This is a genomic window from Stenotrophomonas sp. BIGb0135 (assembly GCF_024810105.1).
Classification (GTDB): Bacteria; Pseudomonadota; Gammaproteobacteria; order Xanthomonadales; family Xanthomonadaceae; genus Stenotrophomonas; species Stenotrophomonas maltophilia_AB.
In genome coordinates, this window is the sequence record NZ_JANUDX010000003.1 from 287,224 (window position 1) to 309,737 (window position 22,514).

The window sequence follows — 22,514 nt, forward strand, 5'->3', positions numbered from 1 at the left end:
ATGTCCTCAGTGCCCGCTGTCTCCCTCCCCCTGGCCAAGGCGCCGGCCCTGCGCGACCCGCGCTTCCTGCGCGCGCACCTGCTGCAGCCGTTGCTGGCCACCCTGGTACTCAGCACGCTGTTGATGAGCCTCGGGGGCGACCAGTGGGTGGCCGACCAGTGGTATCGCCTGGAGGGCCAGCACTGGGCGTTGCAGAACGCCTGGGTGACCGCGCATCTGGTGCACCGGGTGGGCAAGTGGACCAGCACGGCGGCGGCGCTGGTCGCCATCGTGCTGTGCACCCAGGCGTGGCGCGGCCAGCGCCTGGCGGCCTGGCGCTGGCCGCTGCTGTACCTGGTGCTCGCCGTCGCCTTGGGCACCGGCGTGGTGTCGTGGCTCAAGTCGGTCACCAACATGGACTGCCCGTGGGACCTGGCCCGCTATGGCGGCACGCGCGAGTACATCGGCCTGTTCGCTTCACGACCGCACGCCATGGCCCGTGGCCTGTGTTTTCCCGCCGGCCACTCCAGCGCGGGGTTCGCCTGGATCAGCCTGTACTTCTTCGCCCTGATGGTGCGCCCGGCGTGGCGTTGGCGCGGGCTGGCGGTGGGGTTGGTCGCCGGCGGCGTGTTCGGCCTGTCGCAGCAACTGCGCGGCGCGCACTTCCTGTCGCATGACCTGTGGACGCTGGCCACCTGCTGGCTGGTGTCGCTATCGCTGTACCTGGCCGTGCAACCGCTGCTGCAACGCTCCCGGAGTCCCCATCGGACGATGCCAGCGGGAGAGCAGGCATGAATGCATCGGTATCGCGCGCCGCGCGCCTGGGTGAACGGGCAAGGTGGCGCAGCTGGCGTCCGCAATGGTCGACCGAAACCCTGATCGTGGTCACCAGCGTGTTCTTCGCGCTGGCGTGCAATGGGCTGTTCTGGCACAGCGCGATGGCCACCCATCCCGGCAGCCTGCGCTTTGCGACCTCGCTGCTGCTGTTCCTGGTGGGGGCGCACTGCCTGCTGATGGGGCTGCTGGTCTGGCGCTGGAATGCGAAGGGGGTGGTGGGCGTGCTGCTGCTGTGCACGGCGATGGCGGCGCACTACATGGGCAGCTACCACATCTACCTGGATGCGGACATGCTGCGCAACGTGCTGGCGACCGACCACAAGGAAAGCCGGGAGCTGATGACCCCGGCGCTGATCGCCCCGCTGCTGTTGCTGGCGCTGCTGCCGATGCTGGTGCTGTGGCGGGTGCAACTGGTGAAGCGCAGCTGGGGCAAGGCGCTGTTGTGGCGTGCCGGGTTCCTGCTGGCGTCGCTGCTGGTGGCCCTGGGCGGGGCGATGCTGTCCTTCCAGGAGATGTCGGCGTTGATGCGCAACCAGCGCGAAGTGCGCTACCTGGCCACGCCCGGCAATGTCCTGCTGGGCCTGCCCAAGGCATTGCGGGGTGACAACCCGATCCAGCGCGCGCCGAAGCTGCCGATCGGCACCGATGCCCAGGCCACGCCGCGCGCGGCGGGCAGCCGGCCGCGGCTGCTGGTGATCGTGATGGGCGAGACCGCCCGTGCGCAGAACTGGGGGCTCAACGGCTACGCCAAACAGACCACGCCGGAACTGGCACAGGCCAGCGTGATCAATTTCCCGGACATGCACGCCTGTGGCACCAGCACCGAGGTATCGCTGCCGTGCCTGTTCTCGCCGTACGGCCGCCACGACTACGACGAAAAGAAGATCCGCGCGCACCAGTCGCTGCTGCACGTGCTGGAACACGCCGGCATCACGACCTTGTGGCGTGACAACCAGTCCGGCTGCAAGGGTGTCTGCGACGGCCTGGCGATGCAGCCGCTGGATGATGCGAAGAACCCGCCGTTGTGCGCCAACGGCCGCTGCATGGACGAGATCCTGATCGACGCGCTGGCCGCGCAGGTGCGCGCCAGACCCGGCGACCGGGTGGTGGTGCTGCATCAGCTGGGCAACCACGGGCCGAGTTATTTCGAACGGTATCCGGCGCGCTTCCGCCGCTTCACCCCCACCTGCGACACCCCGGACCTGGGCAAGTGCAGCCGCGAGGAGATCACCAACAGTTACGACAATGCGCTGTTGTACACCGACCACCTGCTGGCGCGCACGATCGGCACCCTGAAGGGCATGGACGACTACGACACGGCGATGATCTACCTGTCCGACCATGGCGAATCGCTGGGCGAGAAGGGGCTGTACCTGCACGGCGTTCCCTATGCGATCGCCCCGCAGGAGCAGACCCGGGTGCCGATGACCATGTGGTTCTCGCCCTCGTTCGCGGCCAGCCGCGGGCTCAACCTGGCCTGCGTGCGCGAGCGCGCAGGCAAGTACACCGACCACGACAACCTGTTTCCGTCGGTCCTGGGATTGATGCAGGTCAAGACGTCGGTGTATGCGCGTGACCGCGATCTGTTTGCTGGGTGCGAGGTTTGACCCGTTCAACGCGTGGTTGAGTGTCCGGCGCCTGAAGTGGAGAGCTGTCAGCTTTTCGCTCTTCCGTTTGGGGCGAGGCAGGCCATACCGTCGCGGGACGCGCCGTAAACCCATCCCTGGGGGCTCGACGTGCGCCCTCCATGGCGCCCGACGGTCCCGCCACGGTATGGCCCGCCTCGCCCCCACAGATTGTGTTGTCGATAGGCGGGCGAACGCGGGAGCATTCGTTGGGACAGCCAACGTTCGTTCGGAACGCCGTTGTTTCTCCATACGCACCGACCCACTGTCGACGGGGCGGTGTGGGTGGGTTGGCGGCACCGTTATGCGCCATGGAGGGCGCATATCGAGACCCCAAGGGTGAGGGTGCTCCGCTTGCGATGCCCTGCTTCGCGCGTGCCCGAACGCCCAGCCGCCAGCGGCTGGGCCGGACGGCGGAGCGGGGTTCACGGCGGGTCCCGACAACCCGCCCGCGCCGACCCGAACCAAGATGCAGTGACACCTCGCCGCCGACGTTGACGCTATCCGGTCTGCCGGGACCGTGCTGCCCTGCCCCTTGCGGTGCGCCCGGCGCTTCACTAGCCTTCGCCGGTCTGTCACCACCCAAGGATGTCCCCGTGAACCACCGCCCGCTCCTGCTGGCCCTGGCTGTCGGTGCTGCCGCACTGACGCTGGCGGCCTGCCAGAAGGAACCCACCCCGGCCGATGCGCCAGCCGCGACCAGCGCCAAACCGGGCGAAACCGCGGACCAGTTCATCGCCCGCGTCAACGCCGAGTACAAGGCCATGTACCCGGAAATGACCTCGGCGCAGTGGCTGTCCTCGACCTACATCAACGAGGATTCCGAGCGCGTGGCGGCCAAGGCCAACGAGCGCTGGCTGACCGTCCTCAATGGCTGGATCACGCAGGCCGGCACCTATGACGGCCAGCCGATGAGCGAGGACACCAAGCGCCAGATCCACCTGCTCAAGCTGATGACCTCCATGCCGGCGCCGCGCGACCCGGCCAAGCTCTCCGAGCTGACCCGCATCGCCAGCCGCATGGAAGGCGCGTACGGATCGGGCAAGTACTGCACCGACGCCGCCAACCCGCAGAGCTGCCGCCAGCTCGGCGACCTCGAGCAGGTCCTGGCCAGCAGCCGCGACTACGACAAGCAACTGGATGCCTGGCAGGGCTGGCACGCCACCACCAAGCCGATGCGCGCCGATTACCAGCGCTTCGTCGGCCTGGTCAACGAAGGTGCCAAGGAAATGGGCTTCGCCGATGCCGGCCAGATGTGGCGCAGCGGCTATGACATGCCGCCGGAACAGATCGGCCCGGAAACCGACCGCCTGTGGGAACAGGTCAAGCCGATGTACGAACAGCTGCACTGCTACGCGCGCAACAAGCTCGACACGACCTACGGCAAGGACAAGGCCGAGACCGAGGGCGGCCTGATCGCCGCCCACCTGCTGGGCAACATGTGGCAGCAGGACTGGTCCAACCTGTGGGACCAGCTGGAACCCTACCCCGGCGCCGGCAGCCTGGACATCACCGCCGCGCTGGAAAAGCAGTACCAGGCCAACCTGAGCGGCGCGCTGGCCAAGGCCGGCAGCGGTGCGAACGTGGAAGCGCTGTACACAGCGCAGCGCGAGGCCGAGCTGCGCACCGCCAAGCAGATGACCGAGCGCGCACAGGACTTCTATGTGTCGCTGGGCATGCCCGCGCTGCCCAAGTCGTACTGGGACAAGACCCAGTTCATCAAGCCGCTGGACCGCGACGTGGTCTGCCATGCCAGCGCGTGGGACATGAACATGGACGGCGACGTGCGCACCAAGATGTGCATCAAGCCGACCGAAGAGAACTTCACCACGATCTACCACGAGCTGGGCCACATCTATTACGACCTGGCCTACAACCCGCTGCCGCCGCTGTTCCAGGGCGGCGCCAACGATGGCTTCCACGAAGCGATCGGCGACACCATCGTGCTGGCGATGACCCCGCAGTACCTCAACTCGATCGGGCTGGTGGACAAGCCGCAGGAAAGCCGCGAGGCGACCATCAACGCGCAGATGCGCATGGCCCTGAGCGGCGTGTCGTTCCTGCCGTTCGGGCTGATGATCGACCGCTGGCGCTGGGGCGTGTTCGATGGCTCGATCACACCGGACCACTACAACCAGGCGTGGTGGGAGCTGAAGGCCAAGTACCAGGGCGTGGCCCCGGCCAGCGCACGCGGCGAAGAGTTCTTCGACCCGGGCGCCAAGTACCACGTGCCGGGCAACACTCCGTACACCCGCTACTTCCTGGCGCGGATCCTGCAGTTCCAATTCTACAAGGGCCTGTGCGATGCGTCCGGCTACAAGGGGCCGTTGCACCAGTGCAGCTTCTACGGCAACAAGGAAGCCGGGCAGAAGTTCTGGGCGATGCTGAGCAAGGGCGCCAGCCAGCCGTGGCAGGCCACGCTGCGTGAGATCACCGGCGGCGACAAGCTCGATGCCGGCCCGATGATCGAGTACTTCACCCCGGTCAACGAGTGGCTCAAGCAGCAGAACCAGGGCCAGATGTGCGGCTGGAAGGCCCCGGGCGCAACCGCGGCGGCCAAGCCGGCAGCGGCAGCACCAGCGGCACGCTGACCGTTCGCGCACGTCGATGAACCAAAAAGCCGGCCCAAGGGCCGGCTTTTTTTCGATCGGTAGTGCCGAGCCATGCTCGGCAACGCGCAACCCGCACCGTACGTCAGGCCTCAGACGTCATCGGCATCGGCGCGAAAGGCAGCCACGCATGGCGTGGCTCTACGGACGCGATCGAATCTGTAGTGCCGAGCCATGCTCGGCAACGTGCAATGCACGGCAGGCGTCAGACGTCATCGGCATCGGCATCGGCATCGGCACGAAAGGCAGCCACGCATGGCGTGGCTCTACGGGTGCTATCGAATCTGTAGTGCCGAGCCATGCTCGGCAACGTGCAATGCGCAACGCACGTCAGGCCTCAGACGTCATCCGCATCGGCACGAAAAGCAGCCACGCATGGCGTGGCTCTACGGGTGCTATCGAATCGGTAGTGCCGAGCCATGCTCGGCAACGCGCAATGCGCAACGCACGTCAGGCCTCAGACGTCATCGTCATCGGCGCGAAAGGCAGCCACGCATGGCGTGGCTCTACGGATGCTATCGAATCGGTAGTGCCGAGCCATGCTCGGCAACGCGCAATCCGCACCGTACGTCGGGCCTCGGACGTCATCGGCATCGGCACGAAAGGCAGCCACGCATGGCGTGGCTCTACGGGTGCTATCCAATCTGTAGTGCCGAGCCATGCTCGGCAACGCGCAACCCGCACCGTACGTCAGGCCTCAGACGGCAGGCGTCAGACGTCATCCGCATCGGCACGAAAAGCAGCCACGCATGGCGTGGCTCTACGGGTGCTATCGAATCCGTAGTGCCGAGCCATGCTCGGCAACGCGCAACGCGCAACCCGCAACACGCAACCCGTACCGCGCATCAGGCGTCATCGGCACTACAGGCACCCACGCGTCGCGTGGCGCCCGCTCAGGAATGCGCCGGGCGCTTCAGGCTGGCGGCAAGCTCCACCTTGAACTGCTCGAAATCCTTGCCGTCGGCCGTTGCTTCGGCATGCGCGGCATCCTTCAAGGCATCGGAATACACCAGTCGCACCGGCGTGCCTTCGCGTTCGTGCAGTTCGGCGGCCTGCATGATCAGGGCCAGCACCCGCGCTGCACTGGGGGTCTGGCCGGCGATACGGCCATCCATGCCCAGCACCCACTCGCCATCCCGGCGGACGATGCCGGCCAGCAGCGTGCGCTGCTGGTCGCGCAGTTCCGCATGCGGTTCGACCGGCGTGGCGTTGGCCTGCTCGCGGTTGGCGGCCTGGGTTTCGCGGCGCCGGCGGATGTCGCGGCGCAGTTTGGAGGTGGTGGACATGGGGGAAATCCGGACTGCGGCAAAGTGCCAAGGATACCGCACGGGCCCTGGCGGGCCCGCCGATGCTGGACCTGTCGGCTCAGTCGAGGACCTTGCCGTGGCGCCAATAGCCCATGAACGTGATGGACCGCTTGTCGATGCCGCAGTCCTTCACCAGGTGGCGGCGGATGGCCATCACCGCGCCGGCCTCCCCTGCCACCCAGGCGTACAGGCCGGTGGCTTCGGCACTGGCCTGCTCCCAGAGGATGTCCTGGTCGATGTCGATCTCGGCCAGCGTCTGGTCGGCGCTGCGGGTTGCGGCGGGCCCGATCCGCGCGCGCACCGCCTCCTGCAGCCGCTGCCCGTGTGCGGCGCCCTCGCGTACCAGCCAGAACAACTGCGCCCCCCGCGGGGCCGCCAGCGGCAGCACGTCCGCCTCGTGCTGCACTTCCAGGAACGCCTGCACCTGCGGCGGATGCGGCCACTGCGCCAGCGCCTCGAGGATCCCGGCCACGGCCGGCAATGCGGTGTCGTCGGCCACCAGCAGGACGCGTCGCACGCCGGCCGGCGGCTTCCATTCGCAGCCCTGGCTGCTTTCGGCCACCTGCGCGTCCGGCGCCAGCAGGCCGATGCGGTCGCCGATGCGGGCGTGCATGGCCCAGCGCGATGCGGGGCCGGTCTCGCCGTGCAGGACGAAATCGACGTCCACCTCGCCCAGTTCGGGGCGCAGCGCACGGAGGGTGTAGGTGCGCATCGGCGCGCGCTCGCCATCGGGGAGCGCGCGGTAGCGGGCGTACCAGTCCGCGCCCTGCGGCACGTCGGGCGCCTCCTGGCCGGGCAACGGGAAAAACACCTTGATGCGCTGGTCAGGCCCCTCGGTCTTCATGTTGGCCACGTCGGGCGCGGCAAAGACCATGCGGGTCAGCGACGGGGAAAGGACGGTGCGCTGCTTGAGCGCGACGTCGAACAGGCGGTAGGTCGGCTGTGCAGCCATGCAATCACCCTGGAGTGCGGCGGACACGGGGTCCGCAGGGGAGCGTATTGGCTGTCGTGGTACACGAACTGGCTGGCGAGCGCACAGGATACGCCGGTGCCGCGGCGTGGCAATGCCGGCCTCGCCACGCGTGCACGGCGCGCACGCGTGGCGTGCACGCGGCTTACTCGATCGGGGTGAGCACGTCGCGACGCCGCTCGCGGTGCCGTTCCCAGTACCAGAACGAGGCGCCGATGGCGAAGAAGCCGGCGTAACCCAGCGCCAGATGCACCGGCCTGGCGCTGAGCAGCGGCGAGACGACGCCGGCCACCACGGTGTTGATCATCAACTGGATGAACATCTGCATCGACGAGGCCAACCCGCGCTGGTGCGGGTACATGTCCAGCACCGCCAGCGCCAGGATCGGGAAGATCAGCGCCATGCCGACGCCGCCGAGGAAGATCGGCAGCACGGCCCACGGCAGCATGATCTGCGGCACCGAGAACACGTAGCCCAGGTTGAGCAGCGCCGACACCGCGCACAGGCCGAAGCCGATCGCGATCTGGCGCTGCGCGGTGAGGCGCCCGGCCATGCGACCGGACAGGAACGAGCCCATCGTCATGCCGCCAATGGTGGGAATGAACAGCCACGCAAAGCCGCCCTCGCCCAGCTTGAGGTGCTGCATCACGAACACCGGCGCCGAGGCGATGTACAGGAAGATGCCGGAGAAATTGAATGCACCGGCGGCGGCCAGGCGCAGCAGGCGCGGGTTGGAGCCCATCCGCACATAGCTGCGCAGCAGTTCGCGCATCGACAGCGGCGTGCGCGCCTCCACCGGGTGGGTTTCCGGCAGCCACTTGCCGGTGGCGAGCAGCAGGACCACGCCGAACAGCACCAGGAACCAGAAGATCAGCGGCCAGTCGCCGCCGCCGAGCAGGATCCAGCCGCCGATGATCGGCGCGATCGCCGGGGCGACGCCGAAGATCATCGACACCTGGCTCATCAGCCGCTGCGCGTCGGCCCCGTGGTACAGGTCGCGGATCACCGCGCGGCCGACGATCACCCCGACCCCCGCGGTGACGCCCTGCAGCGCGCGGAACACCAGCAGCGTGGTCATGTCGCGCGACAGCGCGCAGCCGATCGAGGCACCGATGAACAGCACCAGCCCACCGATGATCACCCGCCTGCGCCCGAACGCATCGGACAACGGGCCGTGGGCCAGGCTCATCAGGCCGTAGAACAGCAGGTACACGCTGATGGTCTGCTGCACCGCCACCTGGTCGACCTGCATGCGCTCGCCGAGCAGCAGGAAGGCCGGGAAAATGGTGTCGATGGAGAACGGACCGAACATCGCCAGGCCTGCGAGCAGCAGGGCCAGGCGGCGGGTCGAGGGCGAGGCGGGCGTCATGCGGTCTTCCGTCTGGGCCATGCGTGAACGCACGGCGGGCGCCAGCCCGGAACGGGCGGCGCCAGATGAATACGAGGATCCGGCCATGATAGGCCTTTGCCGGCCCCGGCACCATGCCGACAAGGCCATCGACGCAGCTCCGGCGTCCCTCATTCATGTGCCATAAGGCCGTTGCCGGCGGGGACGCTGGGCTATAATCGCCGGGCACCATGGTGGGAGAAGCGGACACCCGCTGCCGAAGGCGCAACGCCCGTAATCGCTCAGGCCCGATACCACCCGCAGCAAAACTCTGGAGAGACCGGCCACTGCCGGCGCCGAAGGGGCACGAAGCACGCAGATGCGCGCTTTTAAACTCTCAGGCAAAAGGACAGAGGGGCACCCAGGAAGACCGCAAGGTCCGGTGGTTCGCGCGCGTCTGCGAAGCACCTCGACCCGGCCGCCTTCCGAACGTGCGTGCCCACTCTCCGAGATGCCAGCCATGTCCCCGAATACCTCCGCCCAGCGTGCCCCTACCCTGCGCGAGCTTGAACACAGCCACGCGTTCGTCGAACGCCACATCGGCCCCAACGACGCCGAAATCGCGCAGATGCTCGACGTGGTCGGCCACGCCTCGCTGGACGCGCTGACCGATGCGATCGTCCCGGCCGGGATCAAGTCGCCGGCACCGCTGGACCTGCCCGAGTCGCTGACCGAAGTGCAGGCGCTGGCCAAGATCCGCGCCATCGCCGACAAGAACCAGGTGTTCCGCACCTTCATCGGCCAGGGCTACTACGGCACGCTCACCCCGAACGTCATCCTGCGCAACGTGCTGGAGAACCCGGCGTGGTACACCGCCTACACCCCGTACCAGGCCGAGATTTCGCAGGGCCGCATGGAAGCGCTGATCAACTTCCAGACCCTGTGCGCCGACCTGACCGGCATGGAGATCGCCAACGCCTCGCTGCTGGATGAAGCCACCGCCGCCGCCGAAGCGATGACCCTGGCCAAGCGCTCGGCCAAGAGCAAGTCCGACACCTTCTTCGTGCACGACGCCGTGCACCCGCAGACGCTGGAACTGCTGCGCACCCGCGCAGAACCGCTCGGCATCGTGCTGCGCGTGGGCACCCCGGCCGAGGCGATGGACGCCGAAGCCTACGGCGTGCTGCTGCAGTACCCGGACACCTTCGGCCATATCGGCGACTACAAGGCCCTGGCCGACGCCGTGCACGCGCGTGGCGGCCTGGTGGCCGTGGCCACCGATCTGCTCGCCCTGACCCTGATCGCCGCGCCCGGCGAATGGGGCGCGGACATCGTGGTCGGCAACTCGCAGCGTTTCGGCGTGCCGTTCGGTTTCGGCGGCCCGCATGCCGCCTTCATGGCTTGCCGCGACGCCTACAAGCGCTCGATGCCGGGCCGCCTGATCGGCGTGTCGGTGGATGCGCAGGGCAATCCTGCCTACCGCCTCACCCTGCAGACGCGCGAACAGCACATCCGTCGCGAGAAGGCCACCTCCAACATCTGCACCGCGCAGGTGCTGCTGGCGGTGATGGCCTCCATGTATGCCGTTTACCACGGCCCGGACGGCCTGACCCGCATCGCCCGCCGCACGCACCGCCTGGCCGCGATCCTGGCCGCGGCACTGCGCGGCGCCGGCGTCAACGTGGGCGAGCACTTCTTCGACACCCTGCACGTCAAGGGCATCGACGCCAAGGCGATCCACGCCAAGGCCGCGGCTGCGCGCATCAACCTGCGCGCGATCGACAGCGACGCGGTCGGCATCAGCCTGGATGAAACCGCCACCCGCGCCGACATCATCGCGCTGGGCGAGCTGTTCGGTGCCAGCGTCGATGTGGAGGCGCTCGATGCGACCACCGCCGATGCACTGCCGGCCGGCCTGGTGCGCACCAGCGCCTTCCTGACCCACCCGGTGTTCAACACCCACCACAGCGAGCACGAACTGCTGCGTTACCTGCGTTCGCTGGCGGACAAGGACCTGGCGATGGATCGCACCATGATCCCGCTGGGCAGCTGCACCATGAAGCTCAACGCCACCGCCGAGATGATCCCGGTCACCTGGCCGGAGTTCGCCAACATCCACCCGCTGGCCCCGGCCGACCAGGCCACCGGCTACAAGGAACTGATCGACGGGCTGGAAGCGATGCTGGTGGAGTGCACCGGCTATGACGCTGTGAGCCTGCAGCCGAACTCCGGCGCGCAGGGCGAGTACGCCGGCCTGCTGGCGATCCGCGCCTATCACCGCTCGCGCGGCGAAGGCCACCGCGATGTCTGCCTGATTCCGGATTCGGCGCACGGCACCAACCCGGCCTCGGCGCAGATGTGCGGCATGAAGGTTGTGGTGACCAAGACCGATGCCAACGGCAACGTCGACCTGGATGACATCCGCGTCAATGCGGAGAAGTACAGCGACCGCCTGGCCGCGCTGATGATCACCTACCCGTCCACGCACGGCGTGTTCGAGGAAGAGGTGGTGGACATCTGCGAGATCGTGCACAAGCACGGTGGCCAGGTGTACACCGACGGCGCCAACATGAACGCCCTGGTCGGCGTGGCCAAGCCCGGCAAGTGGGGCTCGGACGTGTCGCACCTGAACCTGCACAAGACCTTCTGCATCCCGCACGGCGGCGGCGGCCCGGGCGTCGGCCCGTGTGCGGTCAAGTCGCACCTCGCCCCGTTCCTGCCCAAGGTGCTGGGCGGCGAAGGCGATGTCGGCATGGTCAGCGCGGCCAGCTTCGGCAGCGCCTCGATCCTGCCGATCAGCTGGATGTACATCACCCTGATGGGCACCGCCGGCCTGCGCAAGGCGACCCAGGTCGCGCTGCTCAACGCCAACTACATCGCCAAGCGCCTGGCCCCGCACTTCAAGACCCTGTACACCGGCCGCAACGGGCTGGTGGCGCACGAGTGCATCCTGGACGTGCGACCGCTGGAGAAGACCTCCGGCATCGGCGCCGAGGACGTGGCCAAGCGCCTGATCGATTTCGGCTTCCATGCCCCGACCCTGAGCTTCCCGGTCGCCGGCACGCTGATGGTGGAACCGACCGAGAGCGAATCTCTGCACGAGCTGGACCGCTTCATCAACGCGATGATCCAGATCCGCGAAGAGATTGCCGCGATCGAGGACGGCCGCCTGGACCGCGAGGACAACCCGCTCAAGCACGCCCCGCACACCGCCACCGCGGTGTCGGCCAGCGAGTGGGCGCACGCCTACCCGCGCGAGCTGGCGGCCTTCCCGCTGGCGAGCCTGCGCCAGCAGAAGTACTGGCCGCCGGTGGCGCGCGTGGACAACGTGTACGGCGACAAGAACGTGATGTGTGCGTGCATCCCGGTGGATGCGTACAAGGAAGACGAGGGCGTGGAGGTCTGAGCCACCCCGCCCGGCTGCAACGAAGGACGGCCCGCGCAAGCGGGCCGTTTTTTGTTGCGGGCGGTGGGTGGGTCGTGTGCTGCGGAGGGGGTTTGCCGCGCTGCGCGCGGTATCCACGCATGGCGTGGATCTACGGTGGAACGTCATCGGCTTTTGGCCGCGCGGTATGCACGCGGATCCAATCGTGGATCCACGCCATGCGTGGATGCGCTTCGTTCCGGCGCCATGAACCCGGGCGGTCTTCTTCGGCTGGGGGTGAACGTCGGACGGTCTGGTTGCGCCGTGGTCGCTGGGCGTCGGCGGGCGTTGCCGCGCTTCGCGCGGTATCCACGCGTGGCGTGGATCTACGGTGGAACGTCGCGGGTCATTGGCGGGGCCGTATGGACGCGGATCAATCGTAGATCCACGCCATGCATGGATGCTCTCCGTTCCGGCGCCATGAACCCGGACGGTCTTCTTCGGCCGGGGTTGAACGTCGGGCGGGTTGATTGCGCCGTGGTCGCGCGGCTTCGGCTGGCTTTGCCGCGCTGCGCGCGGTATCCACGCATGGCGTGGATCTACGGTGGAACGTCGCGGGTCATTGGCGGGGCCGTATGGACGCGGATCAATCGTAGATCCACGCCATGCGTGGATGCTCTCCGTTCCGGCGCCATGAACCCGGACGGTCTTCTTCGGCCGGGGGTGAACGTCGGACGGGTTGGTTGCGCCGTGGTCGCGCGGCTTCGGTGGGCTTTGCCGCGCTGCGCGCGGTATCCACGCATGGCGTGGATCTACGGTGGAACGTCATGGGGTTTTGGCCGGGCGGTGTGCACGCGGATCAATCGTAGATCCACGCCATGCGTGGATGCGCTTCGTTCCGGCGCCATGAACCCGGGCGGTCTTCTTCGGCCGGGGGTCAACGTCGGACGGGTTGGTTGCGCCGTTGTCGCGCGGCTTCGGGGGGCTTTGCCGCGCTGCGCGCGGTATCCACGCATGGCGTGGATCTACGGTGTTTTTACGTCGCGGGTCATTGCTGGGGCCGTATCCACGCATGGCGTGGATCTACGGGGTTTTTACGTCGCGGATCATTGCTGGGGCCGTATCCACGCATGGCGTGGATCTACGGTTTTTTACGTCGCGGTCATTGGCGTGGATCCACCGTGGGACGCCACGAGCCACGAGCCATGGGCGGGGCCGGTGTGTCAGGCCTCGCCGTTCTTTCGGCGCACGCGTCGGGCGATTTCGCTGCTGATCGCGATCACCGCGGTCAGCGCGGCCATCGACAGGAACTGCAGGCGGGTGTGCGATTCGGAGAGCAGCAGGCCGAAGATCAGCGCGAGCACGCCCAGGCCGATCACGGTGAGGTACGGGTAGCCGGCCATCCGGAACGGCAGGCGGGTGCCGTCGCGGTTGGCGCGGTGGCGCAGGATCAGCTGGGACAGCAGCGAGATCGTCCACACCAGCAGGCAGGTGGAACCGACGATGTTGAGCAGCACCGGCAGCACCCTGTCCGGGAACAGCAGCTCCATCACGGTGGCGGCAAAGCCGAACAGTACGCTGGCCAGGACCGCGATGATCGGCACCTGGCGCGGGTCGGCCCAGCCCAGCACCGCCGGCGCTTCCTGGCGCTGGGCCAGCGAGTACATCATGCGCGAGGCGCCATACAGGTTGGCGTTGAGCGCCGACAGCAGCGCAATCACCGCGATCAAGGTGATCGCCGTGGCCGCCCCCGGGATGTTGGCCACCTGCAGCACGGCGGCGAAAGGCGACTTCAGCGCTTCGCTGGTCCACGGCACCACCGCGATGATCACGCTCAGCGAGCCGATGTAGAACACCAGGATGCGCCAGGCCACGGTGCGGATGGCGCGGGCGATGCTGCGCTCGGGGTCTTCGGTTTCGGCGGCGGCCACCGCCACGATCTCGGTGCCGCCGAAGGCGAACACCACCACCAGCAGCGCCGCGCCGACGCCGGCCAGGCCCTTGGGCGCGAAGCCGCCGTGGTCGGTGAAGTTGGACAAGCCCGGGGAGGCCACGTCCGGCAGCCAACCCATCAACAGCGCGACGCCGATCAGGATGAAGGCGATGATCGCCACCACCTTGAGGATCGCGAACCAGAATTCGAACTCGCCGAAATTCTTCACCCCGAGCAGGTTGATCGCGGTGAAGAACAGCATGAAGGCCAGCGCCGCCATCGGCACCGGCACCACCGGCCAGACCGTGGCCAGCAACCCGGCCGCCCCCACCGCCTCGGCGGCGATCACGATCACCAGCTGCACCCACCACAACCAGCCTACGGTGGCCCCGGCGGTGGCGCCCATGGCGTCGGCGGCATACACCGAGAACGCGCCGCTGGTCGGCTTGGCCGCGGCCATTTCGCCGAGCGCGTTCATCACGATGATCACCAGCGCACCGGCGACCAGATAGGACAGCAGCACCGCCGGCCCGGCGGCCTGCACGCCGACGCCGGAACCCAGGAACAGGCCGGCGCCGATCGCGCTGCCCAGGCCCATCATGATCAGCTGGCGGGGCTTGAGCGCGTGGCCCAGGCGGGTATCGGCGGGCGTGGTGGCGGGCGGCGGAGTCTGGGATGCGGGCATCGGAATCGCAGGCGGGCAACAGGTGCGACACGATACCCTGTCCAGCCGGCCGGCGGGATAGGCCACACGGCCCGGCCGGCCTCAGGCTTCGCTGCGCTCGCCGATCTGCGCCCGGTAGCCGCGCGGGGAGACCCCGACCTCGGCCTTGAACTTGCGGGTGAACGCGCTCTGGTCGGTAAACCCGCAGGCCTGGCCGATGCTGGCGATGCTGTCCGGCCCGTGCAGCAGGTGCACCGCCATCTGGATGCGCAGGCGCGTGAGTACCTGTTGCGGCGTCATCTGGAACACCTTGCGGAAGGTGCGCTCCAGCTTGGACAGCGAGAACCCGGTGATGTCCAGCAGGGTCTGCATGCGCACGTTCTCGGCGTAATGCGCGTTCAGATGCGCCAGCGCCAGCCGCAGCTGCTCGTACTGGGTGCCCAGGCTGTCTTTCTGGCCCAGGTCGCGCGAGATGCCGATCAGGCCCTTGACCTGGCCATCGACCAGCAGCGGCCGCTTGCAGGTCAGGCACCAACCCGGCTCGCGGTTGGCGAACAGGTGCAGCTCCATCAGGTTCTCGATCACCCGGCCGCCCAGCACCTGCTCGTCCTGGGTGGCGTAGTCGGCCCCCAGCCCGGTGGGATAGATTTCCGCGGCGGTGCGTCCGATCACCTCCTTGCGCGACTTCAGCCCCAGCCGGCGCAGCATGGTCTGGTTGATGTGCGTATAGCGCCCGTCGCGGTCCTTCATGAAGAACAGCACGTCGGGGATCGCATCAAACAGGGCTTCGATGTCGGCGGGTTCAACGCGCATACGGCAGCGGGAGGCGGATGGACACCCGGCAAGGATACGCGCCTGGCCGCGCCCGACCCAGCGCCCGACGGCCGCATGTGAAGCGTGGGTGCATGCCCCGCCCGGTTTTCGCACTGGCGATTAACGCGGGCACCGCCACTGTGAGGCGTTGAACCCACGCCAGCCCCCGGAGTGCCTCATGGCCGCCAGCAAGCCCCGCACCAAACCCGCCCCGCCCACCGACAGCCGTGGCGAGGGTGACGAACTGCACCAGCACGCCGGCGCCGGCCATCCCGCGCTGACCACCAACCAGGGCATCCCGGTGGCCGACAACCAGAACTCGCTGCGCGATACCCCGCGCGGGCCGACGTTGCTGGAAGACTTCATCCTGCGCGAGAAGATCACCCACTTCGACCATGAGCGCATCCCCGAGCGCATCGTGCACGCGCGCGGCAGCGCGGCCCACGGCTACTTCGAGCTGACCCGCTCGCTGCACGAGTTCACCCGCGCGCGCGTGCTCACCGAGGTCGGCGTGCGCACCCCCGTGTTCACCCGCTTCTCCACGGTGGCCGGCGGCGCCGGTTCGGTGGACACCCCGCGCGACGTGCGCGGCTTCGCGGTGAAGTTCTATACCAAGGAAGGCAACTGGGACCTGGTCGGCAACAACATCCCGGTGTTCTTCATCCAGGATGCGATCAAGTTCCCCGACCTGATCCACGCGGTGAAGATGGAACCGGACCGCGCCTTCCCGCAGGCGGCCAGCGCGCACGACACCTTCTGGGATTTCGTCTCGCTGATGCCCGAGTCGATGCACATGATCATGTGGGCGATGAGCGACCGCACCATCCCGCGCTCGCTGCGCACGATAGAAGGCTTCGGCATCCACAGCTTCCGCCTGCTCGACGACGCGGGTGGGTCGACCTTCGTGAAGTTCCATTGGCGGCCGAAGCAAGGCATCCAGTCCACGGTGTGGGACGAGGCAGTGAAGCTGCAGGGCGCCGACAACGACTTCCACCGCCGCGACCTGTTCGAGGCGATCACCGGCGGCGACTTCCCCGAGTGGGAGCTGGCGGTGCAGCTGTTCAGCGAGGAAGAGGCCGAGGCGTTCCCGTTCGACCACCTGGACCCGACCAAGATCATTCCCGAGTCGCTGGTGCCGCTGACCGTGATCGGGCGGATGGTGCTGGATCGCTGGCCGGACAATTTCTTCGCCGAGACCGAGCAGGTGGCCTATTGCCCGGCCAACGTGCCGCCGGGCATCGACTTCAGCAACGATCCGCTGCTGCAGGGGCGGCTGTTCTCCTACCTGGACACCCAGCTCAGCCGCCTCGGTGGCCCCAATTTCCACCAGATCCCGGTCAACGCGCCCAAGTGCCCGTTCGCCAATCACCAGCGCGATGGCCACATGCAGATGGGCATTCCCAAGGGCCGGGTAGCGTATGACCCCAGCTCGCTGCAGGACGACAGCCCGCGCGAGACGCGCGACGGCTTCCCCAGCCACGCCACCGCGCCCGACGATGGGGTGAAGGGGCGCGTGCGCGCGGCCAGCTTCGCCGACCACTACAGCCAGGCCCGGATGTTCTTCCGCAGCCTGGAAGTGCCCGAGCAGGCGCACCTGGCCTCGGCACTGGTGTTCGAGCTGTCCAAGGTGGAAACTGTCAAGGTGCGCGAGCGCACCGTGAGCCACCTGCGCAACATCGACGAGTCGCTGGCCAAACGGGTCGCTGCCGGCCTGGCGATGCCGGCCCTGCCGGATCCGGCACCGACCGCCACCCCGGCCAAGGATTTCCCGCGGGCGCCGGAAGTCCGCGTGATCGGCCGCACCAAGGACCTGCTGAAAGGGCGCTGCATCGGCATCCTGTTCGACGAAGGCTCGGATGCGGGTCTGATCAACAACCTGCGCAAGGCCGCGGAAAAAGCCGGGGCCAAGGTCAAGCTGGTCGCGCCGAAGATCGGCGGGGGCAAGCTCAGCGATGGCAAGACGCTGGCGGCCGATGGCCAGCTTGCCGGCACGCCGTCGGTGGTGTTCGACGCGGTGGCGGTGGTGCTCAGCAACGACGCGGCCAAGCGGTTGCAGAAGGAATCGGCGGCGATCGATTTCGTGGCCGACGCATGGGCGCACCTGAAGGCGATTGCCGCCGATGAGGGCGCGCAGGCCCTGCTCAAGGCCGCGCGCGTGGGCAACGATGGCGGCGTGGTCGAGGCCGAGGATGCCAAGGGCTTCCTCGCGGCCGCAGGCACCCGGCAGTGGGCACGCGAGCCGAAGGTGCGCACGCTGGCCTGAGCACATTCGACGATCACAGGAGCGCGCGCATGCCCCGCGGTGACAAATCCGGCTATACCGACGCGCAGAAGCGCCAGGCCGAACACATCGAAGAGAGCGAGAAGGAACAGGGGCGCGGCGAGGACGCCGCCGCGCGCATCGCCTGGGCGACGGTGAACAAGCAGGACGGCGGCGGCAAGAAGCATGCGCCGGCCAGCAAGGCAGCGGTGAAGAAGACAGCCACGAAGAAGACTGCGGCCAGCAAGAGCGCAACGAAGAAGAAGACCGCGCGCTGAAACAACGCGTGGATGCTGCAGCCCAGGCTGCAGCATCCGCGCGCATTGCCCGCCCGGCGCGGGGCTCAGCGTGCGGCGGCGGCCGGCCTTGGCGCCGGCGCAACGGCGCCCGTTGGTGGCACCACCACCGACTGCATGCGTTTGATCGCCGAGATCGGCACGGCCTCCGCACGATGCTGCTGCGGCCACCACAGGAACACGAACGCACTGCTGCTGCCGAGCAGCCGCGCGTCGCCCGGCAGCGGCGCACCATCACCGGCGAGGTGGACCACCACCCGGGTGCCCTGCCCCGCATCGCGGATGTTCTCGGCCTTGTTCAGCGAGTAGATCGCCGCGCCGAGGGCCATGTAGCAGACCACCGCCACGGACACGCCGGTCAACGGGCGCAGCCCGGAAATGTCCCAACTGGTGAGCCAGGAGCGCGAGAACACCACGCGCCATGCCCAGTGCCGCGCCCGCAGCGCCTCCACCTTGTCCGGGTTGCGCCGGCGCAGCGTGTCCGGCCAGGTCACCAGGATCGCCAGCAGCATGCCGCCGCCCAGGATGCCGGCGTAGGCCGGATCGCGCAGGCCGGCGACCAGGAAGTCGCTGATCTGCAGGTAATCCAGGATCGACAACTGGAAGCGCAGGTAGAAGAAATAGCTCGACCACAGGCCGAGCAGCGACAGCAGCACGTAGCCGGCGCTCACGATCAGCGCCGGTTCCTGGCGCAGCAGCCGCCACAGTTCCATCACCACCGAGTCTTCATTGCCCCGCACCGCCGGCAGCACCGACCAGTCGGTGGGCGTGCCGTCTGCCGGCGCCGGCAGCGGCGCGGCACCGAGGTGCGCGATGGCCGGCACATCGCCGTGGATGTCGCCCTGTTCCCGGTTGTCCATATCGTCCCCTGTTGCCCCGGCCAGAGCATCGCCGATATCGGCACGGGGTGGAAGGCGGCCTTGGGGGCCCCGGCCTTGGCATGGACGGCCCGGCATCGGCGATACTCCCCGCACGCCGCCACCCGCGGCCCCCGAGGAGCACGCATGCGCAGTCCGTCGCTGTTGGCCATGATGGCCCTGTTGTTGCCCTTCAACGGCCTGGCCCAGAGCGACTGGCGCAATGCCGACGGCACGCCGATGGCGCAGCGCTCGGCCAGTGCCGCCGCGCGTGGCTTCAGCGCCAGTCTGGTGGTCACCGACAACCCGCAATGGCGCGCCATCTGGGACGCCACCACCGGCGACCAACCGCGCTTCGAGGCCGCCCAGGACGTGCGCAACGGCGGCGAACTGTACATCGTGGCCTTCCTGTCCAATCCGCTGCCCGGCGCCGATGGCACCAGCAACGTGCGCTGCGACGTGCGGGTCAACCGCCCGGATGGCAGCGCGACCATGGACCAGCGCGACCTGCCCTGCTTCCAGGGCCGGCCCGGGGCCGATCCGGGCCTGATCTACCTGTCCTCCGAGGGCGTGCGCTTCCTTGCCGAAGCCACCGACCCGCGCGGCACCTGGACGGTGAGGATCACCCTGACCGACGCCAACCGCGGCGTGGCATTACCGCTGCAGGCCACCTTCAATGTTCGCTGACGCCGCCTCGGCACCGTCGCGCTCGCAGCGAACGCTGCATCGCCAGCATCGAGACCCAAGGAAAACAACATGACCCGTTGGATCGGCGCGTTCCTGTACCTCTCCAGCCTGATCGCGGTGCTGGTCACCGCCTCGCACCTGTCCGGCGTGCTGGCACTGTTTCCGGCCGCGTCCCTGACCGGCCCGGGCGGCCACCTCCCGCTCATGACCCGCTTCAACGCGCAGTGGCTGCCGCAGTCGCCGCTGCTGCTCTGCGGCGTCGGCGTGGCCACGCTGCTGGCCGCCCTGTACGTCTGGCGCGCGCAGCGCGGCGCACCGCATCGCGCCTTCGTGCTGGCCACACTGGCCGCACTGAACTACTTCAGTGCCCTGTTCTGCAGCCTGATGCTGCTGGTGACCTGGTTCTACCTGCCGCGGCTGATGCTCCCGGGGTGATGCGCTCAGGGCGCTGCACCCGGGCCGAACCAGGCACGGACGCGCGGTCCGCTCGAGCGCCTGCGCGCGGATCGGGGTGAGCTCCGTTGCGATGCCCGGTACCCATGCGCGTCGCAGCCCTCCCCGACGCAGACCGATCCGGCGGTGCTGCGCCACGTGGCCGGCCCGCCCAGCGGCGCTGGCCTTGAGCGGGCACCCTTCACCCTGCAACGCGTCCAGCGCCTGCAGGCGCGGCACCAACTTCACCGGGTAGTGGGACGGGCCATCCGGGCCGGGCCGGGCGAGGTCACGTTGCCCCGTCGCCCGCACTGCCTGTCGTCGCTGAAAACGCGCGCGTGGCCGGCGCCACGCACGCGGGGGGCATGCACCACGCCTCCGGCGTGCGTCGATACCGCGCGGTCAGGCCGCGCGTTTGGCCGCCGTGCGCAGCGGGTGGCCCTGCTCCAGCTTGAACACGGCCACCGATTCGGTGAGCGCGTGCGCCTGCTGCTCCAGCGAGCGGCTGGCCGCGGTGGCCTCTTCGACCAGGGCCGCGTTCTGCTGGGTCACCTGGTCCATCTGCACCACCACCTGGTTGACCTGTTCGATGCCCGCGGCCTGCTCCTTGGTGGCGGCAGCGATATCGCTCATCAACTGGTTGGTGCGCGCGCTGGCCTGGGTCAGGCGCGCGATCGCCGCCTCCGATTCCACGGTGACGCTGAGCCCGGTCCTGACCTTCTCGCTGGACGCGTCGATCAGGTCCTTGATCTCCTTGGCCGCGGTGCCGGCGCGCTGGGCCAGGGTGCGCACTTCGCTGGCGACCACGGCGAAACCGCGGCCGTTCTCGCCGGCGCGGGCAGCTTCCACCGCCGCGTTCAAGGCCAGGATGTTGGTCTGGAACGCGATCCCATCGATCACCGAGGAAATCTCGCCGATGCGCGCCGAGGAGGTGTCGATCTCGCTCATGACCTTGGCCATCTGCGCGATCGCCTGCTCGGTGGCGCGTACCGCGGCACCGGCCGCGTGCGCTTCGTGGTCGGCCTGGTTGGCCAGTTCGGCGTTCTGGCGCACGGTGGACGTCAGTTCTTCCATCGAGGCAGCCGCCTCTTCCAGGTTGGCGGCCTGCTGTTCGGTGCGGCGCGACAGATCGTTGTGGCCGGCCGCCAGTTCCTGCGCGGCGTCGTTGATGCTGCCGGCCGCGCCCTGGATCTGCTGGACGATGCCGGTCAGCTGCGCGGCGGTGACATTGGCGTCGTCGCGCATCTGTGCGAACACGCCTTCGTAGTGGCCGGTCATGCGCGAGGTCAGGTCGCCGGTGGAAATCGCGCGCAGCACCTGGGACAGGTCGGCGATGCTGGACTGCGAGCTGGCCATCATGCCGTTGAGGTTGGCGACCATCGCGCGGAACTGGAACTGGAACGCGGCCTCATCGCCACGCACCGAGAAATCGCCGGCGCGCGCGGCGCTGGCCAGGGTGTCGATCTGCTGGTTGATCGCCATCAGGCTGGCCTTGACCGTGGCCATGGTGCGGGTCAGCAGCGCCTTCTCGCCCGGGTAACTGTCGAGGTCGCGGCTGAGCTCGCCGATGGCGTACTCGCCCATCACATCGACCATGTGCGACTGCACGTCCACGTGCGAGCCGACCAGTTCGTTGGTCGCGCGCAGCATGCGCCCGTAGTCGCCCGGCAATGCGGCGGCATCCATGCGGTAGCTGATCGCACCGGCTTCGTGCTGCTGCGCCATCTGCAACTGCGCGGTGATCGCGGCCTGCACGTTCTGGCGCACGCTGCCCATGGCATTGCCGAGCAGGGTCAGTTCATCGCGTCCGCCCAGGCGGAAGTCCTGGTCCAGCTCGCCACGGGCCATGCGGTCGGCCAGGCCCACCGCACGTGCCAGCGGCCCGGTCAGGCTGCGGCCGATCAGCACGGAGGCGGCGATACCGACCAGCAGCGCGATCCCGCCCAGGACCAGCAGCTGCAGCAGGGTGCGTTCGCCCAGACGGATCGCCTCGGCGGCTGCCGCGCGGCTTTCCTTTTCCTCATACGCCACGCCGTTGGCGAGCGCCTTGTTCCAGCCGTTGGCCGCTTCCTGCACCGGGCCCAGGGTGAGGGCGACCGCCGCTGGGAAGTCGCCCTGCCCCATCAGCTCGCTGGTCTGCTTGTTCAACGGGCGCGCGACCGCACGCCTGGCCGCGATCTGCTCACCGATCTTCTTGCCCGCCGCATCGCCCGGCAGCGCCTGGTAGGCGGTCCAGCTGGCCTCGTAGCGCTTGACCAGGTCGGCGATGCGCGCCTCGTCGGCGTCGCGGCCCTGCCCCTGGCGGATCAGCATCTCGCGGCGCACCACCATCATCTGGTTGTTTGCGTCGAGCATCTCCGACAGCAGCCGCACCTTGGCCACGCCGACGTCGACCACGTCCTGCATCGCATGCTTCTGCACCGCGCTGCCGGTGGCGCCGGTGGCGACCACGGCCGCGACCAGCAGCAGCAACAGGCCGAAGCCCATACCTAGACGCCAGACGACGCTGACGTTCCTCAAGAAATCCATGACTGCATCCAAACGTGGGGGGTGC

The 22,514-nt window shown here is 68.4% G+C and carries 14 protein-coding genes, 1 pseudogene and 1 riboswitch; of the genes and pseudogenes, 8 read left to right on the top strand and 7 right to left on the bottom strand.

Annotated elements, in window-relative coordinates; genetic code table 11:
• The 3 genes from M2421_RS09095 (at position 1) to M2421_RS09105 (ending at position 5,032) form a co-directional block, all read left to right on the top strand.
• Complete coding sequence (locus M2421_RS09095; RefSeq protein WP_259206140.1) at positions 1-774, top strand: phosphatase PAP2 family protein; 774 nt, start codon at positions 1-3, stop codon at positions 772-774.
• Positions 771-2,423: a phosphoethanolamine transferase gene (locus tag M2421_RS09100; protein ID WP_259206145.1), complete on the top strand. Its 1,653-nt coding sequence runs from the start codon at positions 771-773 to the stop codon at positions 2,421-2,423. Before M2421_RS09095 ends, M2421_RS09100 begins: the two co-directional genes overlap by 4 nt.
• A gap of 614 nt (positions 2,424-3,037) precedes the next feature.
• Positions 3,038-5,032, top strand: coding sequence for a M2 family metallopeptidase (locus M2421_RS09105; RefSeq protein ID WP_259206148.1), 1,995 nt, complete (start codon positions 3,038-3,040; stop codon positions 5,030-5,032).
• Between the two features lie 911 nt (positions 5,033-5,943).
• Here M2421_RS09105 and M2421_RS09110 read toward each other — a convergent pair.
• From M2421_RS09110 to M2421_RS09120, 3 genes are all read right to left on the bottom strand, one after another.
• A complete protein-coding gene (locus M2421_RS09110; protein ID WP_259206151.1) occupies positions 5,944-6,336 on the bottom strand; it encodes a hypothetical protein in 393 nt (130 codons plus the stop codon).
• A 79-nt stretch (positions 6,337-6,415) separates the two neighbouring features.
• Positions 6,416-7,309 (bottom strand): siderophore-interacting protein, encoded by an 894-nt coding sequence (locus M2421_RS09115; RefSeq protein WP_259206153.1) that lies wholly within the window; start codon positions 7,307-7,309, stop codon positions 6,416-6,418.
• A 163-nt stretch (positions 7,310-7,472) separates the two neighbouring features.
• Positions 7,473-8,696: a multidrug effflux MFS transporter gene (locus M2421_RS09120; RefSeq protein WP_259206155.1), complete on the bottom strand. Its 1,224-nt coding sequence runs from the start codon at positions 8,694-8,696 to the stop codon at positions 7,473-7,475.
• Between the two features lie 279 nt (positions 8,697-8,975).
• A riboswitch (glycine riboswitch) is annotated at positions 8,976-9,077 on the top strand.
• Positions 9,078-9,165: 88 nt separating this feature from the next.
• Here M2421_RS09120 and gcvP point away from each other — a divergent pair.
• Positions 9,166-12,060, top strand: coding sequence for an aminomethyl-transferring glycine dehydrogenase (gene gcvP / locus M2421_RS09125; protein ID WP_259206159.1), 2,895 nt, complete (start codon positions 9,166-9,168; stop codon positions 12,058-12,060).
• A gap of 1,181 nt (positions 12,061-13,241) precedes the next feature.
• On the opposite strand, the gene M2421_RS09130 is transcribed toward gcvP, so the two are convergent.
• The gene (locus M2421_RS09130) at positions 13,242-14,636 is read right to left on the bottom strand and encodes an amino acid permease (protein ID WP_259206161.1); all 1,395 of its coding nucleotides are present in this window, start codon (positions 14,634-14,636) and stop codon (positions 13,242-13,244) included.
• Positions 14,637-14,717: 81 nt separating this feature from the next.
• Positions 14,718-15,428: an AraC family transcriptional regulator gene (locus M2421_RS09135; protein ID WP_259206164.1), complete on the bottom strand. Its 711-nt coding sequence runs from the start codon at positions 15,426-15,428 to the stop codon at positions 14,718-14,720.
• 178 nt (positions 15,429-15,606) lie between these two features.
• On the opposite strand from M2421_RS09135, the gene M2421_RS09140 reads away from it, so the two are divergent.
• Together M2421_RS09140 and M2421_RS09145 are read left to right on the top strand one after the other, a co-directional pair.
• Positions 15,607-17,691, top strand: a complete 2,085-nt coding sequence (locus tag M2421_RS09140) for a catalase (protein WP_259206167.1) — start codon at positions 15,607-15,609, stop codon at positions 17,689-17,691.
• A gap of 29 nt (positions 17,692-17,720) precedes the next feature.
• Positions 17,721-17,963: pseudogene (locus M2421_RS09145) on the top strand (HupB); the annotation flags it as partial.
• A 68-nt stretch (positions 17,964-18,031) separates the two neighbouring features.
• Here M2421_RS09145 and M2421_RS09150 read toward each other — a convergent pair.
• On the bottom strand, positions 18,032-18,844 hold the full coding sequence (locus M2421_RS09150; RefSeq protein ID WP_259206169.1) for a hypothetical protein: 813 nt from the start codon (positions 18,842-18,844) through the stop codon (positions 18,032-18,034).
• Between the two features lie 144 nt (positions 18,845-18,988).
• On the opposite strand from M2421_RS09150, the gene M2421_RS09155 reads away from it, so the two are divergent.
• Both M2421_RS09155 and M2421_RS09160 read left to right on the top strand, forming a co-directional pair.
• Positions 18,989-19,528, top strand: coding sequence for a hypothetical protein (locus tag M2421_RS09155; RefSeq protein WP_259206171.1), 540 nt, complete (start codon positions 18,989-18,991; stop codon positions 19,526-19,528).
• 69 nt (positions 19,529-19,597) lie between these two features.
• Positions 19,598-19,963 (top strand): hypothetical protein, encoded by a 366-nt coding sequence (locus M2421_RS09160; protein ID WP_259206172.1) that lies wholly within the window; start codon positions 19,598-19,600, stop codon positions 19,961-19,963.
• A 399-nt stretch (positions 19,964-20,362) separates the two neighbouring features.
• Here the strand turns inward: M2421_RS09160 and M2421_RS09165 are convergent, their stop codons facing one another.
• Entirely contained in the window at positions 20,363-22,489 is a 2,127-nt protein-coding gene (locus M2421_RS09165) for a methyl-accepting chemotaxis protein (protein WP_259206174.1), read from the bottom strand.
• Between the last annotated feature and the right edge of the window lie 25 nt (positions 22,490-22,514).